General features: G+C 40.0%; 18 protein-coding genes. 8 read left to right on the top strand and 10 right to left on the bottom strand.

What is annotated here, in order from left to right:
• Nucleotides 1-114 precede the first annotated feature (114 nt).
• The 5 genes from rpsU to AWN68_RS03345 all read left to right on the top strand — a co-directional run bounded on the left by rpsU (nt 115) and on the right by AWN68_RS03345 (nt 3322).
• The gene (rpsU, locus tag AWN68_RS03365) at nt 115-309 is read left to right on the top strand and encodes a 30S ribosomal protein S21 (protein WP_068411356.1); all 195 of its coding nucleotides are present in this window, start codon (nt 115-117) and stop codon (nt 307-309) included.
• A gap of 50 nt (nt 310-359) precedes the next feature.
• Complete coding sequence (locus AWN68_RS03360) at nt 360-1256, top strand: tyrosine-type recombinase/integrase (protein WP_245657932.1); 897 nt, start codon at nt 360-362, stop codon at nt 1254-1256.
• Nucleotides 1257-1281: 25 nt separating this feature from the next.
• The gene (gene hpf / locus AWN68_RS03355; protein ID WP_068411352.1) at nt 1282-1578 is read left to right on the top strand and encodes a ribosome hibernation-promoting factor, HPF/YfiA family; all 297 of its coding nucleotides are present in this window, start codon (nt 1282-1284) and stop codon (nt 1576-1578) included.
• Between the two features lie 167 nt (nt 1579-1745).
• On the top strand, nt 1746-2795 hold the full coding sequence (locus AWN68_RS03350; RefSeq protein WP_068411350.1) for a BF3164 family lipoprotein: 1050 nt from the start codon (nt 1746-1748) through the stop codon (nt 2793-2795).
• Nucleotides 2796-2848: 53 nt separating this feature from the next.
• Nucleotides 2849-3322 (top strand): hypothetical protein, encoded by a 474-nt coding sequence (locus AWN68_RS03345; protein ID WP_157716060.1) that lies wholly within the window; start codon nt 2849-2851, stop codon nt 3320-3322.
• 127 nt (nt 3323-3449) lie between these two features.
• On the opposite strand, the gene AWN68_RS03340 is transcribed toward AWN68_RS03345, so the two are convergent.
• The 4 genes from AWN68_RS03340 to AWN68_RS03325 are packed head-to-tail and all read right to left on the bottom strand — an operon-like array spanning nt 3450 to nt 6263.
• On the bottom strand, nt 3450-4277 hold the full coding sequence (locus tag AWN68_RS03340; RefSeq protein WP_245657930.1) for an MOSC domain-containing protein: 828 nt from the start codon (nt 4275-4277) through the stop codon (nt 3450-3452).
• A gap of 32 nt (nt 4278-4309) precedes the next feature.
• On the bottom strand, nt 4310-5143 hold the full coding sequence (locus AWN68_RS03335) for a hypothetical protein (RefSeq protein WP_068411345.1): 834 nt from the start codon (nt 5141-5143) through the stop codon (nt 4310-4312).
• 2 nt (nt 5144-5145) lie between these two features.
• Nucleotides 5146-5763 carry a TIGR04282 family arsenosugar biosynthesis glycosyltransferase gene (locus tag AWN68_RS03330; RefSeq protein WP_068411343.1) on the bottom strand — a complete coding sequence of 206 codons (618 nt, stop codon included), beginning with the start codon at nt 5761-5763 and terminating at the stop codon, nt 5146-5148.
• 5 nt (nt 5764-5768) lie between these two features.
• On the bottom strand, nt 5769-6263 hold the full coding sequence (locus AWN68_RS03325) for a rhodanese-like domain-containing protein (protein WP_084362741.1): 495 nt from the start codon (nt 6261-6263) through the stop codon (nt 5769-5771).
• An 83-nt stretch (nt 6264-6346) separates the two neighbouring features.
• On the opposite strand from AWN68_RS03325, the gene meaB reads away from it, so the two are divergent.
• Nucleotides 6347-7339, top strand: a complete 993-nt coding sequence (gene meaB / locus AWN68_RS03320) for a methylmalonyl Co-A mutase-associated GTPase MeaB (protein ID WP_068411341.1) — start codon at nt 6347-6349, stop codon at nt 7337-7339.
• A gap of 86 nt (nt 7340-7425) precedes the next feature.
• Here the strand turns inward: meaB and AWN68_RS03315 are convergent, their stop codons facing one another.
• A complete protein-coding gene (locus AWN68_RS03315) occupies nt 7426-8139 on the bottom strand; it encodes a head GIN domain-containing protein (RefSeq protein ID WP_172796023.1) in 714 nt (237 codons plus the stop codon).
• 243 nt (nt 8140-8382) lie between these two features.
• Between AWN68_RS03315 and AWN68_RS03310 the strand changes: the two genes are divergently transcribed.
• The gene (locus AWN68_RS03310; RefSeq protein WP_068411338.1) at nt 8383-9717 is read left to right on the top strand and encodes an NAD(P)/FAD-dependent oxidoreductase; all 1335 of its coding nucleotides are present in this window, start codon (nt 8383-8385) and stop codon (nt 9715-9717) included.
• Nucleotides 9718-9732: 15 nt separating this feature from the next.
• Nucleotides 9733-11160, top strand: a complete 1428-nt coding sequence (locus AWN68_RS03305) for a 4Fe-4S binding protein (protein WP_068411336.1) — start codon at nt 9733-9735, stop codon at nt 11158-11160.
• Between the two features lie 67 nt (nt 11161-11227).
• Here the strand turns inward: AWN68_RS03305 and AWN68_RS03300 are convergent, their stop codons facing one another.
• The 5 genes from AWN68_RS03300 to AWN68_RS03280 form a co-directional block, all read right to left on the bottom strand.
• The gene (locus AWN68_RS03300; protein WP_068411334.1) at nt 11228-11707 is read right to left on the bottom strand and encodes a DinB family protein; all 480 of its coding nucleotides are present in this window, start codon (nt 11705-11707) and stop codon (nt 11228-11230) included.
• Between the two features lie 68 nt (nt 11708-11775).
• Entirely contained in the window at nt 11776-13029 is a 1254-nt protein-coding gene (gene metK / locus AWN68_RS03295; RefSeq protein WP_068411331.1) for a methionine adenosyltransferase, read from the bottom strand.
• A gap of 80 nt (nt 13030-13109) precedes the next feature.
• A complete protein-coding gene (locus AWN68_RS03290; protein ID WP_068411330.1) occupies nt 13110-13820 on the bottom strand; it encodes an SAM-dependent methyltransferase in 711 nt (236 codons plus the stop codon).
• Complete coding sequence (locus tag AWN68_RS03285; RefSeq protein ID WP_068411329.1) at nt 13813-14580, bottom strand: alpha/beta fold hydrolase; 768 nt, start codon at nt 14578-14580, stop codon at nt 13813-13815. Before AWN68_RS03285 ends, AWN68_RS03290 begins: the two co-directional genes overlap by 8 nt.
• Nucleotides 14580-15293 carry a pyridoxine 5'-phosphate synthase gene (locus tag AWN68_RS03280; protein WP_068411328.1) on the bottom strand — a complete coding sequence of 238 codons (714 nt, stop codon included), beginning with the start codon at nt 15291-15293 and terminating at the stop codon, nt 14580-14582. Before AWN68_RS03280 ends, AWN68_RS03285 begins: the two co-directional genes overlap by 1 nt.
• Nucleotides 15294-15358 lie beyond the last annotated feature (65 nt).

The raw sequence follows: 15358 nt of genomic DNA, 5'->3' as shown, positions 1-15358 counted from the left end.
TATAAAAAAACAAAGGGTGGCCATTTAGCTGTCCTTTTTTTGTGGAAATCAGTGGTTTAGAAAAAAAAACCTCTATTTTTGCAGTCCAATTTGAAGGGAGGTGTTTCAAGGATTATGATTATTATAAACGTAAAAGAAAACGAATCTATCGACAGAGCTCTAAAAAGGTTCAAAAAGAAGTTTGAAAGAACGGGAGTTTTGAAAGAGCTAAGAGCAAGACAAGCTTACCAGAAACCTTCAGTTGCTAATAGAGCTGAAAAGATCAAAGCTGCTTACAAAGAAAAAATGTACGCCAACGACAACTACTAAGGCTTACTTTTTCTAATCATATTTAATCACTATGTTAGTACTGTTTGCAAATGCGCAGTACTAGCATGGTTGATTCATTCCTTAAATACATATCGTTCGAGAAAAGATACAGTAAGCATACTGTTATTTCCTATCAATCAGATCTCGCGCAATTCACAAATTACATTTCGGAAAAATTTAAATGCAGTGACCTTCGTTCGGCCACTCAAATTATGGTGCGCTCCTGGGTACTATCTTTAATGGACGCTGGCACTTCTCCCCGCACCGTGAACCGAAAAATTGCTAGCCTCAGGTCTTATTATAAATTCTTAATCAAGCGAGGCGAAATCGAGAAGGATCCAACTATCAAAGTTCGATTACTCAAAACCCAAAAAGACCTACCCAGCTTTGCCGATGAAAAAGAATTGGTTAACCTTTTAGACAAGTTTGATTTCACTCATGACTTTGAAGGACTAAGACAAAAGCTAATTATTGAATTACTTTACGGAACAGGCATAAGATTATCAGAATTAATTGGCCTCAAAGATTCCGATATTAACCACCATCAAAACACACTTAAAGTATTGGGTAAGAGAAACAAAGAGCGGATAATACCCATTGCGGCACCACTTCTTGGCCTTATCACTCAATATAAAAATGAGAAAAATCATGTGTTTGGAGGCAATCCAAATGCGTTTTTACTCGTAAACAACAAAGGAGACAAGGCATATCCGATGATGATTTACAGAATAGTAAATAGTTTCCTGAATATGGTTTCTTCTACCGAGAAGAAAAGTCCCCATGCCTTGCGGCATACATTTGCCACGCACCTTTTAAACAAAGGCGCAGACCTAAACGCTGTGAAAGATCTTTTAGGGCACAGCAGTTTGGCGGCAACGCAGGTTTATACACACAATTCGCTTGAAAAATTGAAATCAGTTTTTGATCAGGCGCACCCTAAAGCTTAAGTTTTAACCCTTAAACATTACGATTATGAAAGTACAAATTCAATCAATCCACTTCGTTGCAGACGACAAATTGACCGACTTTATTCAGAAGAAATTAGATAAGTTAGATACCTTTTATGAACGTACTATAGACGCTGAAGTCATTTTAAGAGTGAATAATGAGGGGATTGAAAACAAAACGGTTGAGATTAAATTGAACGTTCCGGGCGACCAGCTTTTTGCTGAAAAAACCAACGGTTCGTTCGAGGCCGCAACCGATCATTGTACTGAAGCCTTACGTAGACAAATCAAAAAGCACAAAGAGAAATCTCTGGCGCACTAAGAATAGATAAGAATTTATTAAATCAAATGAGCTGCTTTTGTAAAAAGGCAGCTCATTTTTTATTGTCGTTTTCAGAATAAAATAAGTGTATAAACGTATATTGATCCTAATTTTTATGTACAAAAAATAAAAATTCAGTAACATTTGCTGAAATTAACGGGTCAACTATGTCACTTAAACTCAAAACCTGCATCTGTCTCCTATTATTCATTTTCGCCAGTTGTGGCTCACCTGGAAGTGATGCTTCTAATCAAGACATAATCGTCAAAGAATTCCCTAAAACAGCAACAATTTCGGGTACGCCTGCAAAAGACATAGAAATTACCACCAGATGGGCAAATCTTGTTGTAGTGGACACATTTCTGGTGATTCAGAAAAGAGAAAGCCCTTTTATCAAAATCTATAGCACTAACAGTCATCAACTTCTTGCCGAATTTGGTACGCAGGGTTCGGGTCCAAATGAGTTTGAAATGCCAAATTTATTGAAGCAAATCTCTTATGATGAAGAAAATGATTCACCTGTAGTAACATTATACGACATAGCAACAAGACGCACTTCTAAAATAAATGTTTTAAAGGTGATTGAGGGTAAAAATGACGCGATTACTCAAGAGCGTATCCCCGAAATAAATGATATTCTTGTGCTTTTATTCTACAAGGATGATTCTCTTTTACTGGCAAGACCTGAAACTGGAGGCAGGTTTGTGATATACAATTACTCTAACTCTAGAGTTGTGCATACGCCCTTTGTCCCAGAACTTCAAGTACCAGTGAGTGATTATGCAAAATCCTTGATATATAGCTCTTTTGTAGCTCTCAATAAAAAGAAAAGGAAATTTGTTGCAGCTCCTACATTCTTAAATGAATTGAATTTCTTTGACCTACAAGGAAATTATATTAATTCCACTATTATCAGCCCAAGGGAAAAGCTACTTCCCCCTCCTGAAAAGGAAATATTTCCATCAGGTATGGAGCGATATTTTTCTTCGTTAGAAGCAGTTGAAAACAAGATTTACACCTCAAAAAGAGGAATTGATGAAGGTAAAATACAAGTGTTTGACTGGGACGGAAACCCCTTGGAACAGTATACTCTAGATCATAACGGCAGAATTGGCTCTTTTGCTTACGACAATATACACAAACAATTTTATGTGTTCTTCCCAAATGAAGAACCATACAATATATATACGTACCCACTAAACCCAGATAAGCCGTGAATTCTAAATTACTTGTCTCTGTTTTAAGTGTGATAATAATTACCATTAGTTTTTTGAACTTTAGAAATACTAAAAGGTTCAAAAAGGAAGTATACTTATATGAGTCTCAAAGTGACAGCTTAAGAATTAAGAATTCGTTTCTAAAGTCATCCTTTGATTATAGCTTAGCGGTGGATAAAGCTATACTATCCAAACTTCCTGAAGAAAAAGACATTATCGTTTATTTTTCAGGAGGCTCTTGTACTTCTTGTGTAGAAAATCTATTAATAGAGCTTAAAGATATCGAAGGTATACAAAATAGAACACTGATCATATCGGACAGCCAAGACAAAGACCAATTTGTTATAAGGTTCAATGATGCTTTCATTACAAACTACAGTCATAGAGTAGATACAACATCTTACTTCGAGGAAGATATTTATGATGTATTGGTATTAAAAATAAGAAACAAAAAAATTACATCTCTTTTGGTCTATAGACCAGAAGAGAAGCATTTTTTCAAAGAATATTTTTTCCCCCTCGATTAGTTAATTTTAATACACTTTTCATGATAATATTCAAATCAGGCTTTGATAGTTTTACTCCACTAGTAGTATAAGTTGGCTTAGCAAAGTTTTTAGTTAAAAAATCGAGGGTGAAAAAACCCGTATAATCTTACAAGGAAGGTATCTTTCTCTCCAACACTTTGAGCAAATACCCCACCTTTAATTCACCCTCGCTGGTGGCAATAAAGTTCTCGCCAAAAAGTATTTTGTTACCAATCTGACGATAAGTGCTGAGGGTTTTTAGCGGTTCTTTCCCTTTTTCAGAAGTGTCAGGATTCACGGTGGTCATTACACAACGCGCACAGGGTTTTACGCCATACATTTCAATGCCGTTGCAAAACACCTTTCTTATCTCATCTTCCTCGTGAGCCCTTCCACCTTTAAAAACGATGCTCGGCCTGAACCTTCTCATGTCCATTGGCTCGTCAAGCTTTGCATTCAATTGGGCTATGGACTCTTCACTGATCATCAGGTAAGGATAGCCATCGGCAAAGCTGACTTTGTCGGCTTCGTTAATGGCATAGCGCTGGTCGGCTTGGCGGATGGAGTCATCATGCATGTACATCAGTCTGCACTTCATTCCTAAAACAGCACTGAACCATTCGTCTGCTTCGGGACTCACCGGTTTTGCAGGGCAGGTATCGTCCCAAATGGTCACCATTTCGGGAGAAGTATTGGGTTCAGTCAAACTGATTTTTAGCGGGCTTACCACTTCTGTTTTGTGTCGAACTATAATTTCTGAAGCCGTCAATTCTGGCTGAAGCAAAGCCATTTTAGCGTATTTGCGCTGGGTGATGAATTGATTGTTTTCATCGACCAACATGAACCTGCGGTCGTTTTGAAAACCACGGCTTTCTACTTTTGATTTTGCCACTTCAATGCCCGCCAATGACTTAATTGGATAAATATAAAGTGCGGTAATAATCAGGTTCGACATGGCTTTTTCCTTTGTGGCCCCAAGTTAAAAGTTTACCTCCAATATTGATATCTGCTTACAGAATCCAGTTCCAACTTGTAGCCATTCCATGACTGTTGGGAGCGCAAAAGGTTGGGGTATTCCTTTTCAAATAAGTAAACGTTCGTTTTTTCTGCGTCAAGCTTTACTTCCACTTGCCAAGAATCACTTTTTTCGACTACAGAAAACTGAGCATTATAAATGATTGGCGTCCTCACTTTGGTGTTGATTTGACTTTCCACCACCTTGTTCTCGAAGGTTAATCCATCTTCAAACTTTAAAGCCCTGAGCGCATAACTCAACTGGTCTTCCCATAAAAAATCGGTGCCGCTAATTTCTATTTCACCATCACCCTTCCCGTCAAAATAACTATTGTAATCATAAGCGTAATTAGCCCCTTCAATTAAAAACTGTTTGAAGGTATTGCCGCACCATTCCTGACCTGTATGTGTCATTTTATACAATTGGTCGGGTTGATCTCTTTTAAAGAAAAGACTGCTGAGATAATGGTAAGGATAGTTATCGGTTTCAATCCGAGCGAACTTGTTCACCTTCATCACGCTAAAAAGATCGTCTCTTTTATAGTCGTCCGTCTTCACATTCCACTCCTTGTTGAACTCTTCTTTTACGGTAACAAAAACCTGATCGAAACTTCTGGTTTTTCCATAAATATTCATTTCTGCACGGTAATGCGCTACTTCGGCCAAGCCATCTTCCCACAGTTTATCCATCGCCCAATTTTGGTTGAAATGCGCTTTCGGCACATATTGGTCTTGAACCGAACCCTGTGGAGTACTGCAAGCAGTACTGATAAAAACGAGCAACAGTAAATTGACAATAGCTTTCATGATTACTCCTTTATATGTTCTTTCAAAATATCCTGGGCCCAATCGCCCAAGTCTTCTTCAGTATCAACATCATTTAAAACAGGGAGTTCAAAATACGAAAGCCCTTTATTCTTAAAATCTTGAATGGTAGAAGGGAAAACCTCTTCGGTACTCCATTTCTTGTTTTGAAATACATCAGTCATTAAGCGATTCATTCCAATCAGGTAATAGCCCCCGTCTACGGCTTCGCCAATCACAGCATCATGCTTTTCGAGGGCAGAAAAAGCTTGCTCCAAGATGTCAGTAGTTAAGTCGTAGCAGTCGCTACCAATGACGCAAATTCTTTCATAGCCCTGTTGAAAAGCCGATTGAACGGCAGCCAGCATTTTTTCACCTAAGTCACCATTGGTTTGAAGCGCTTTGGAAAACCCACCCTCGGACCACAAATCATTTTCACCTAAAGCCTGATCATAAAACACTGTTTTATCAACCGGTAAAGGTTGGGTTATGGAGTTAGTGCGCTCCAACAGACGTTTATAAATCGCCAAAGCGGCCTCTTCTCCTACCGTGGCGGCCAAGCGGGTTTTAGCCTTTCCCAACGCTGGATTTTTTACAAAAATGATGAGTAATGCTTTTCCCATATATCTTACTTAACCACTTCTCCTTTTTTCAACCAAAGGCCAAAGATGCCCTTGTATACGTGTACTTTTTCAGTGGCTTGTCCTTTATTGTCTACCAGTTCAAAACCTTCGTTTTTCCAGTTTACAATGCCCAAATCAATGTTATGCACATTCGAAAAACCTTGGGCCTGAAGTTCCTTTGCCAAACTCGCACTTCGAACCCCTACGGTACAATACACCAAAATCTCGGTATCGGGTTCAATGTTTTTCAGCAATTCGGGCGTAAAACGTTTTGCTCCCGACAAATGACTGACTTCATATTCCGACTGTTCTCGAACATCCAAGATCAGTAGCCTTTGGGATTGAATTAAGCTCTTCGCCTCAATCGGGCTAATGTTTGAAACCTCTTTAGGGTAGAATAAACGTGCCGTTTGCGGCCTAAAGTAGAGTATTGTCATCAGCAGAAACAGAAGCCCTAATGGCCAAAGCAGCATCCGTTTTCCAAGTTTTTTAAATGCCATTGAGTTTCCTTAAGGATATTTGATCGGTTTGTTCGACAATCATGTTTGGCCAAGTTAAATAATTATTACTTTGGGTACTGAAGATGTTGAGATCAAAAAGACTTAGTGTAAAAGCCTATACGGACGGAATTTTAAATTCCGATCGCCTGATTTTGAGCCGTGCCATTACTTTGGTGGAAAGTAATTTACCATCGGATATTGAGCTGGCGCAAGCATTGTTGGAGAACATTATTCCGCATGCAGGCAAAGCCATTCGCATTGGCATTACGGGAGTTCCCGGTGTTGGAAAGAGCACTTTCATCGAATCCTTTGGTGAGTTTCTAACACAGCAGAACAAAAACTTAGCGGTCCTTACCATTGACCCTAGCAGCCAACTGAGCAAAGGCAGTATTTTGGGCGATAAGACCAGAATGGAAACTTTGGCCAGAAACCCTAAAGCCTTTATCCGTCCATCGGCATCGGGCACTGCACTTGGTGGAGTAAGCGGAAAAACCAGAGAAGCCATGTTGCTTTGCGAAGCGGCCGGTTTCGATGTTATTTTTATTGAAACCGTGGGTGTTGGCCAATCAGAAACTTTGGTGCACGGCATGGTGGATTTTTTCCTACTACTGATGCTCGCAGGAGCAGGCGATGAACTGCAAGGCATAAAAAAAGGCATCATGGAAATGGCCGATGCGGTAGTCATTAATAAAGCGGATGGAGACAATATTAAAGCCGCAAAACGGGCCAGAATCGAATATCAAAATGCACTTCACTTGTTCCCTGCTTCTGAATCGGGTTGGATTCCCGAAGTAAAAACCTGTTCTGCATTACAAAACACTGGCTTGTCTGAAATATGGGAGATGATGGAGAAATACGTCCGTCACACCCAAACCAACGGTTATTTTGATATCAACCGAAAGGCTCAGAATTTGAACTGGATGAAGGAAAACATTAGTGCCCTATTGGAACAGGAATTTTACACCAACGATGCTGTAAAAAACAGCCTCCCTGAAATCACTAAAGCCGTTAAAACTGGTTCTTTACCTGCGCTGAATGCGGCCAGACAGCTAATTCAAAAATTTAAGGGCAAATAAAAAGTCCCTTTCGAAAGGGACTTTTTATCATTCTGTTCCGAATTCTCGGAATCTCTATAATTTTCATGGAGCAGGGTCCAAAAATATTACTCTCCTTTTCTTACACTTGAAGCGCCAGAAGTATCTGAATCTACGGAAGCACTTCCACGGTAACGAACACTAGAGGCTCCAGAAACATTGGCTTCTAATCTTTCAGAAACATTAACCCTTGCATTGCTGGCACCAGAAATACGCAAGTCTGCAATTTTATTCTGAAGGTCATAAGCACTGTAAGTGGACGCACCCGTAATTTTAACAGTTTGTTTATCGGCCCTACCTTTCAAGTTGATTACACATGAACCTGAAACTTCTAGGTTCAAATCATTCACATCCAAATCTAAATTTAGAGATGAAGCTCCAGAAAGATCAATGCTCATTTTACTACTTTCTAAAGTCTGCATAGTTTTGATAGAAACCGCACCACTGGCAGAAATTGATTCTAGCGACTTTACAGTAAGATAAGCCCTTGGGGTTTCTCTCATTCTGTAGCCTCTTCGGCCCGATTGGTCTCTCATTTTGATGGTCAATCGGCCTCCTCTTACTTCTGTGATTACATCATCCATGTAGTCCTCATCAATCTCTATTTCTAAAGACTCTTGATTTCCAACTCGGATTTCAACTGCAAAAGCATTGCTTACGCTCAACTCTCTAACGCCAGATATTTCTCTTTTCTGCTTGGCTTGCCCAAAAGCGGTCATGGCAAACATTACCATAACAGCAGCAAGTAAAGTGGGTCTCGAAATTCTTAATAATATTTTCATTTTCTTAAAACTTAAATCTGGCCTAAAGATGGCCACCAATGTAAAAGGTTGCATGACCTATCATTAATACTGGTTCAAGATAAATATGTTCACTCATTTAGCAAGGGCGAGGTTAGACATGCGGCATTAATTCCTTAAATTCAACAAAAGCTAAACCCTGACTTGATAAGAGTTTGTATTACCGTCATAAAAACGACATGTTCAAGCAACTAAAAACCTCAACTTGGGTATTATCATCCAGCTATGCATAACATTGTAATTATAGGAAACGGCATTTCGGGTATCACCACAGCCCGCCATGTACGCAAACTCAGTGACCATAAAATCACTGTCATTTCTGCTGAAACCGACCATTTCTTTTCTAGAACTGCGCTGATGTACATTTACATGGGCCATATGAAATACGAGCACACCAAACCTTATGAGGATTGGTTTTGGGAAAAAAACAGGATCGATCTGAAGCGTGCCTTTGTAGAAAAAGTAGACACTGATGGTAAAACCCTCCATTTTTCCGATGGAGAAACTATGGGATATGATAAGTTGGTAATTGCCACAGGATCTAAACCCAATAAATTTGGCTGGCCGGGCCAAGATTTAGAAGGCGTACAAGGACTTTACAGCTATCAAGATTTGGAAACCATGGAAGCCAATACCAAGAACCTTTCCCGAGCCGTCATTGTCGGAGGAGGCTTGATTGGTATTGAAATGGCCGAAATGCTTCGCTCCAGAAATATTCCAGTTACATTTTTAGTGAGGGAAGAAAGCTTTTGGGACAATGTTCTACCCTACGGAGAATCTCAAATGATCAACCGCCACATCAAAGAACATCATATAGACCTACGGCTGGCGACCGAATTAAAAGAAATTATTTCAGATGAAAACGGCCGTGTAAAAGCAGTAATTACTGGAACAGGTGAAACTATTCAATGTGAATTCGTAGGGCTCACCGTGGGTGTTTCTCCTAATATCGGGCTTTTAAAAGGTTCAGGAATTGAAACAAAAAGAGGCGTTTTAGTTGATCCATTCCTTAAAACCAACATTGACAATGTGTATGCGCTTGGCGATTGTGCTGAATTTTTAGAGCCGAATGGAGAAAGAAAAAGCATAGAACAAGTTTGGTATACTGGCCGAATGATGGGCGAAGCGCTCGCCAGAACATTATGCGATAAACCGACCAAATATGAACCTGGTCATTGGTTCAACTCTGCTAAATTCTTAGATATAGAATACCAAACCTATGGTTGGGTTTGGGCGAAAGCGAAAGACAATGAAAACGACTTTTACTGGGAGCATAAGAATGGAAAAATCTGCCTTCGACTGCGCTGGGAAAAATCTACTGGGAAACTGTTGGGCGTAAACAATTTAGGCTTTAGACTTCGACACCATGCCTTTGATAAATGGTTTAAGGAAGGGAGAACAGTCGATTATGTGCTTGAGCACTTAAAGGACGCCAACTTTGATCCAGAGCTTTATAAAACCTATGAGGCCGAAATCATCGCACAATTCAATCGTGAAAACGGCAAAAATATTCAGCTTAAAAAGAAAAGCTGGAAACGCATTTTAGACTTTGTATCATAATTCAAATAGACAATAATGTCGACTACAGAACCGAATTTATCCATCTCGAACCCGCATCCAGAAGATACAGATGTAATCCAAAAAGTAGCCTTAGTGGTGGCCTGCTTTGGAGTGCTAATACTCTTAGCCGCTTGGGCCAATGTAGCCTTAGATGCAGCTATATTTATGCCCATCGCCATCATTTCCATGATAGGCGGAACCACCGTTTATGGCGCTCGAAGTTATTTGAAGCAACCTGAAGGAATTAAAAACAACGGAGTTTGGCATTTTTCATTGACCAGCCGGGGCGCATTTGCTTGGGCAGTTGGCATTTTGCTTACAGGCTTTTATATCCTGTTGTATTGGTTTCCTGGCTATGTAGGTTTTGTTCAGAGTGGCGAAAATCAAGGCTTGGTCGCACTTTTCGACCCGCTGAGCATGGCCATAAAAGGCCGCCCTGCGAGTCAATGGTTTATGTATGGAACCCTTTATACCATCGCCATTTTGGCTTTAGGTATGAAGTTCATTTTCAAATACAGACATAATCGTTATCAACTTATAAGAACCATTTCGGTGATGATTGCCCAACTGGTTTTTGCTTATACTATCCCTGAAATTTTAGCAGCGCTTAATTATAATGATGTGACCACCACGGCTGGCGAATATGCTGGCTATTATGATGCTGACATTAAAAACGTCTGGCCACTCGATTACGACTTCTTTTATAGCTATCATTTAGACGCAATGCAGGAAGAAGCCTATCAGCCCGTTGGAATGATTTATTTAATCGCTGGTATGGCCTTATTCTTAGTTGGAACTCCAGTTTTAACCTACTTGATTGGTAAGCGTTGGTATTGCTCTTGGGTATGTGGTTGTGGTGGTTTGGCCGAAACTGCAGGAGATCCATTCCGTCACCTTTCTTCAAAAAAACTGGGTGCTTGGAAACTTGAACGTTGGCTCATTCACAGTGTGATGATATTCGTTTTTGTAATGACGGCCGTTACGCTCTATGGATATTTCACAGGTACCAGTTCCGTTTTTGGGCTCGATATCTATTCTAAATTCCAAAAACCTTATGGTTTCTTTATTGGAGCCATCTTCTCAGGAATCATTGGGGTTGGTTTCTACCCCATGCTTGGCAACCGTGTTTGGTGTCGTTTTGGCTGCCCAATGGCAGGCTATATGGGCATTATTCAACGCTTCAAATCTAAATTTAGGATTACCACGAATGGTGGCCAATGTATTTCTTGCGGAAACTGCTCTACCTATTGTGAGCAGGGTATTGATGTAAGGGCTTATGCTCAGAAAGGGCAAAATATTGTCCGTGCGAGTTGTGTGGGCTGCGGGGTTTGTTCTGCGGTTTGCCCAAGAGGAGTACTGAAATTAGAAAATGGCCCAGAAGAAAAACGTTACGATTTACCTCCAATTATTATTGGTAATGAAAGCGTGAAAATTTCAGATTAACTGAATAGCATCATCACTCAACAAAAAAGGAATTGTCAACCCATTTGACAATTCCTTTTTTGTTATCTCAGGTGTTAGAGATAATCTCCTCAATCTGACCCAGATGATGTTTTAAGTGCTTGATATAATCATTGATGAAATATTCAAGCGTTGTGGGCTGATCTGCTGGAACAGGTTTCCAAGCAATCTTATCGAGGTTATGATTTGACCTTTCCTTTGTTAACACCTTGTCAGGAATTTGGCCCACAATGTAATCGATATGTAGGTTGTACTGTCTCCATAGAATGATCAAATCATGCCATTGCGCACCTGCATAATTTTGGTTTTCTACCCAAGCCACTTGATCGTAGCCTTCAAAAATCAAGTCATCCGTAGATTGTGCTTTCACAATTCGCGCATGGTTATTGGAAGCTGAATCGATCATATGCCCCACAATTTCTTGAATCGACCATTTATCAGCAGCCAGCCTTAAATTGGCTTCATTTTCGGGCATCATCATAAAGCGCTCAAAGGCGGAAAGAATCGTTTCTCTTAAATTATGTTCCATAGCTGCTAGTTAAATAAAAAGCCCGATTCAATGAATCGGGCTTTGGGTTAATATTTATGAAGTAAAGCTTAAAGCCCGAAAGCTGCCTTTACTTGATCTTGATAATCTAATTTTTCCCAAGTAAATAATTCCACTTCTCTCTCATGCGACATTCCATCAGCACCGATGAAGCTTTTCTTTACTATTTCGTTCTTTCTACCCATGTGGCCATAAGCCGCAGTTTCAAGATACATTGGGTTTCTTAATTTCAGTCTAGTTTCAATTGCATAAGGACGCATATCGAACACTTCAGATACTTTTTTAGCAATCTCGCCATCGGTCATGTCTACGTGTGCAGTACCGTAAGTAGAGATGAAAATACCCATTGGCTCAACTACTCCAATAGCGTAAGAAACTTGTACTAACACCTCGTCAGCTACACCTGCAGCCACTAAGTTCTTAGCGATATGTCGTGTAGCATAAGCTGCAGAACGGTCTACTTTTGAAGGGTCCTTTCCAGAGAATGCACCTCCACCATGAGCACCTTTTCCACCGTAAGTATCTACAATAATTTTTCTTCCTGTTAAACCAGTATCACCGTGTGGCCCACCAATCACAAACTTTCCAGTTGGGTTGATGTGGTATTTGATCTGACCATTGAACAATGCTTGAAGATTCGCTGGTAATTTCGCCATCACTCTTGGGATCAAGATATTGATGATGTCCTTACGGATAGTCGCCAACATTTCTTCATCTCCAGCAAAATCATCGTGCTGTGTAGAAACCACAATACTATCAATTCTCAACGGCACGTTGTCGTCAGAATATTCAATTGTTACCTGAGATTTTGCGTCTGGTCTTAGGTAAGGAATTTCTTTACATTCTCTTCTTAGGTCTGCTAATTCTTGAAGAATTTTATGAGAAAGGTCTAATGCCAAAGGCATGTAGTTCTCTGTCTCTTTCGTAGCATAGCCGAACATCATACCTTGGTCACCAGCGCCTTGCTCTTCTTTGTTGGCCCTGTCAACTCCTTGATTAATGTCTTGAGACTGCTCGTGAATGGCTGAGAGCACACCACAAGACTTGCTATCAAACTGATATTCAGCTTTTGTATAACCAATTCTCTCGATTACGTCTCTAGCAATTCTCTGAACATCAAGGTAAGTTTTAGACTTTACCTCACCTGCCAAAATCACCTGACCTGTGGTCACTAAGGTTTCACAAGCTACTTTAGAATCAGGATCGAAAGCCAAGAAGTTATCGATGAGTGCATCGGAAATTTGATCGGAAACTTTATCAGGGTGTCCTTCGGAAACTGACTCAGATGTAAATAGGTATGACATATTATAATGTTAGTTTATTCAAATATTGGAGCGCAAAAATAGGCTTTTGATTTTATTATGAAAACAAATGTTCAGTAATACTAACTGCTGTAAAGCAGAAAGATAGCAGGCGTCTTCTTCATATCTATATCAGAGGCCTTCCATTTGCCCACTGATTTTGAAATAATGTGTTCGCTAGCCCCAGAAATATCTTTGGCTACACATAAGAAAGTTTCCTTTCTAGCCACTTTTAGAATGTCTGTCAATAAGGCTTCGTTTCGGTAAGGCGTATCCATAAAGATCTGAGTAATGTTCTTCAGATTAGATTCCTTTTCCAAATCTCTAATGGCCTGCTGACGTTCTTTTCTGTCGATTGGCAAGTAGCCATGAAAGGTAAAAGACTGACCATTGAAACCACTCGCCATTAAGGCCAGAAGTATCGAAGATGGACCAACCAAGGGATTGACTTTCACTCCAAACTGATGCGCCATATGAACCAATCGGGCACCAGGATCGGCTACACCAGGGCAACCCGACTCTGATATAATACCAATGTTTTTTCCAGAAATGGCGGGTTGTATCAATTCGAAACAATCTTCGTAGGAGGTTTTTTTATTCAAAATCTCAAATTGAAGTTCTTCAATCACTAAACCAAGCCTCAACGAACTGAGGTACCTTCTGGCAGTTCGCAAATCCTCTACATAAAACAAGTCGCACTTAAGAATGGCTTCACGCACTTGTTCGGGAATAACCGCTTGCTGGGTATCGGCCGAAATCACATTCGGAATCATAAAAACTTGTCCACTACCCATTTTGCAAATAATCTAAAGTGAGATTTAAAAATTCTTCTGGCTTTTCGGCATGAAGCCAATGCCCTACGCCTTCTATGGTTTCTATTTTACTTTTCTTGAAAATGGAATGGATTAAATTGAAGTCAGAATCCGTTATATAATCCGACTTTCCACCCCTGATAAAAAGTGTGCTTCCATCATAAACGGAATTATGATTTAGACCTAAACCAACTTTATCAATTTCTTTTGCAATTACATCTAAGTTCATTTTCCACTCGAATGCATCGTTGCTCCTCGCTAAGTTTTTCAGCAAAAACTGGCGCACTCCAAACTCTGGAATGTATTCAGCTAACTTTTCATCTGCTTCTTTTCTCGAACTCAAGCTGGGAAGATCTAATGAGAATAAACCTTTGAAAATAAGGGTGTGATGTGGGGGGTATGACTGGGGCCCAATATCGGCTATAATCAATTTGTCCACTCTGCTAGGGTGCTCCGTAGCAAAAGTCATCGCTACTTTTCCTCCCATTGAATGCCCCAAAATGTGAGGCTTTTCAATGTTATGATTATCCATAAAGTTGAGCAAGTCCTCCGACATAGCCGGATAAGAAAACTCATCGTCATGAAAAGACTGGCCATGATTCCGCTGGTCTAGAATGTATACCTTATAATATTCAGCATACTTTTTACCCAATGTAAGCCAGTTGTCTGATGTACCCAACAAACCATGAAGTATTATTAATGGTTGGCCTTCGCCCAATTCTCTGAAATAGAGTTCTTGCATTATTTTAATTCTCTTAAATAAAGTTGAATAGTATTTTCTAAACCTAAATATAGCGCATCACAAACCAAGGCATGCCCAATGGAGACCTCATCCATAAAAGGAATTTCTTGTTTCAAGTAGGCTAAATTCTTTAAATCTAAATCGTGGCCTGCATTTATTCCAAGTCCTAATTCCTTCGCCTTGGCTGCTGCCAATTTATAATCGGCAATCGCTTTAACTTTGTCTTCCTCATAAGTCGAAGCATACATTTCGGTATAAAGTTCAATACGATCAGTGCCAACTTTGGCAGCTCCTTCAATCATATCAATTTCAGGTGCTACGAAAATAGAGACACGTATCCCTACAGCTTTTAATTCCGAAATCACTCCTTTCAGAAATTCTTCATGGACAACGGTATCCCAACCTGCATTTGAAGTAAGGACTCCCGGAGGGTCAGGTACTAGTGTGGCCTGTTCTGGCTTCACTTCTTTCACCATGGCCATAAAGCGTTCGTCAGGATAGCCCTCAATATTGAATTCAGTTGTTACTACTTTCTTCAAATCGTACACATCCTGTCTGGTAATGTGGCGTTCATCTGGACGTGGATGCACAGTAATTCCCTGAGCACCAAAGCGTTCGCAGTCTTTTGCCACCTGCACTACATTGGGGTTATTTCCACCACGGGCATTCCGAATTGTGGCTATCTTGTTGATGTTGACACTAAGCTTAGTCATGGAATATTTTTATTTGCATAACTTTGCCCGCAAGTTAATGATTTCATTGATCGTAAAAATTTTGA

This window comes from Roseivirga echinicomitans (assembly GCF_001592935.1).
Classification (GTDB): Bacteria; Bacteroidota; Bacteroidia; order Cytophagales; family Cyclobacteriaceae; genus Roseivirga; species Roseivirga echinicomitans.
Note: the sequence above shows the minus strand (reverse complement) of the source record. Positions and strands in the feature narration are given on the sequence as shown.

Excerpts from the sequence above, each read along its gene's own strand:
- AWN68_RS03325 (WP_084362741.1), bottom strand. The coding sequence starts at position 6,263 with ATGGCATTTAAAAAACTTGGAAAACGGATGCTGCTTTGGCCATTAGGG.
- AWN68_RS03285 (WP_068411329.1), bottom strand. The coding sequence starts at position 14,580 with ATGCAAGAACTCTATTTCAGAGAATTGGGCGAAGGCCAACCATTAATA.
- AWN68_RS03350 (WP_068411350.1), top strand. The coding sequence starts at position 1,746 with ATGTCACTTAAACTCAAAACCTGCATCTGTCTCCTATTATTCATTTTC.
- AWN68_RS03300 (WP_068411334.1), bottom strand. The coding sequence starts at position 11,707 with ATGGAACATAATTTAAGAGAAACGATTCTTTCCGCCTTTGAGCGCTTT.
- AWN68_RS03290 (WP_068411330.1), bottom strand. The coding sequence starts at position 13,820 with ATGGGTAGTGGACAAGTTTTTATGATTCCGAATGTGATTTCGGCCGAT.
- AWN68_RS03305 (WP_068411336.1), top strand. The coding sequence starts at position 9,733 with ATGTCGACTACAGAACCGAATTTATCCATCTCGAACCCGCATCCAGAA.
- AWN68_RS03310 (WP_068411338.1), top strand. The coding sequence starts at position 8,383 with ATGCATAACATTGTAATTATAGGAAACGGCATTTCGGGTATCACCACA.
- AWN68_RS03340 (WP_245657930.1), bottom strand. The coding sequence starts at position 4,277 with ATGTCGAACCTGATTATTACCGCACTTTATATTTATCCAATTAAGTCA.
- AWN68_RS03280 (WP_068411328.1), bottom strand. The coding sequence starts at position 15,293 with ATGACTAAGCTTAGTGTCAACATCAACAAGATAGCCACAATTCGGAAT.
- AWN68_RS03330 (WP_068411343.1), bottom strand. The coding sequence starts at position 5,763 with ATGGGAAAAGCATTACTCATCATTTTTGTAAAAAATCCAGCGTTGGGA.
- AWN68_RS03360 (WP_245657932.1), top strand. The coding sequence starts at position 360 with ATGCGCAGTACTAGCATGGTTGATTCATTCCTTAAATACATATCGTTC.
- AWN68_RS03335 (WP_068411345.1), bottom strand. The coding sequence starts at position 5,143 with ATGAAAGCTATTGTCAATTTACTGTTGCTCGTTTTTATCAGTACTGCT.
- AWN68_RS03315 (WP_172796023.1), bottom strand. The coding sequence starts at position 8,139 with ATGAAAATATTATTAAGAATTTCGAGACCCACTTTACTTGCTGCTGTT.
- metK (WP_068411331.1), bottom strand. The coding sequence starts at position 13,029 with ATGTCATACCTATTTACATCTGAGTCAGTTTCCGAAGGACACCCTGAT.
- meaB (WP_068411341.1), top strand. The coding sequence starts at position 6,347 with ATGTTGAGATCAAAAAGACTTAGTGTAAAAGCCTATACGGACGGAATT.
- rpsU (WP_068411356.1), top strand. The coding sequence starts at position 115 with ATGATTATTATAAACGTAAAAGAAAACGAATCTATCGACAGAGCTCTA.
- hpf (WP_068411352.1), top strand. The coding sequence starts at position 1,282 with ATGAAAGTACAAATTCAATCAATCCACTTCGTTGCAGACGACAAATTG.